The organism is Streptomyces sp. SID3212, assembly GCF_009865405.1.
Taxonomy (GTDB): Bacteria; Actinomycetota; Actinomycetes; order Streptomycetales; family Streptomycetaceae; genus Streptomyces.
Window position 1 is genome coordinate 1 of record NZ_WWJY01001038.1, and the last position, 1127, is coordinate 1127.

At 72.7% G+C, this 1127-nt stretch carries 1 protein-coding gene; it reads right to left on the reverse strand.

Annotation, left to right across the window (positions count from 1 at the left end; genetic code table 11):
• The coding region (locus tag GT042_RS30550) for a DUF4118 domain-containing protein (RefSeq protein WP_161311932.1) at window positions 1–1127 on the reverse strand (1127 nt) is incomplete at both ends.

Sequence of the window (1127 nt, forward strand, 5' to 3'; positions counted from 1 at the left end):
GGGACGTCCAGGACGACGCTGCCGTCGGGGACCCCGCCCAGCGCCATCGGGACAACCTCGTCGAGGTCTATCTCGCGGATCAGAGGGGTCACGGTCCCGGTCTGGAGCCGGGACATGTCCAGCAGGTTCCCCACCAGATTGTCCAGGCGGTCGGCGCCGTCCTCGATGCCCTCCAGCAGTTCCGCGCGGTCCTCCTCCGACCACTCGACGTCGTCCGAGCGCAGAGAGGTGACGGACGCCTTGATCCCGGCCAGCGGAGTACGGAGGTCGTGGCTGACCGCAGCGAGCAGGGCCGTACGGATCCGGTTGCCCTCCGCCAGCGCCCGCGCGTGCTCCGCCTCCCCCACCAGCCGCTGCCGGTCCAGGACGACCGCCGCCTGCGCCGCGAACGCCGCCAGGACCCGGCGGTCCTCCGCCGGCAGGACCCGCCCCGACAGCGCCAGCGCCATGTGGTCCCCCACCGGCATGTCCACGTCCGCGTCCTCCGGGCGGTCCACGCGGCGGGTGGTGCCCACGCGGCCCGCGCAGGTCCACGGAGCGATCTCGCTCTCCCGCTCCAGCAGCGCCACCGACTCCATCGCGAAGGTCTCCCGTACCCGCTCCAGCAAGGCGTCCAGGGTGGTCTCCCCGCGCAGGACACTGCCCGCGAGGAACGACAGGATCTCGGACTCCGCCCGCAATCGGGCGGCCTGGTGGGTACGGCGGGCCGCCAGGTCCACCACCGACGCCACCGACACCGCGACCGCCACGAAGATGACGATGGCGACGATGTTCTTCGGGCTGGCGACGGTCAACTGGTGCAGGGGCGGCGTGAAGTAGTAGTTGAGCAGCAGCGAGCCGAAGGCGGCCGAGGCCAGGGCCGGAAACAGTCCGCCGAGCAGCGCCGCGGCCACCGTCAGGGCCAGGAACAGCAGCATGTCGTTGGCGAGGCCCACCTCCGGCGCCATCTGGTTGAGCAGCAGGGTCAGCAGCGCCGGTCCCGCCACCCCCGCCAGCCATCCCCAGATGATCCTGGAGCGTCCGAGCCGTGCCCCACGGGCGGCCGGGAGCCCGCGCCCCTTCGCCACCTCGCCGTGCGTGACGATGTGGACGTCGAGGTCGGGCCCCGACTCCCGGGCGACGGTCGT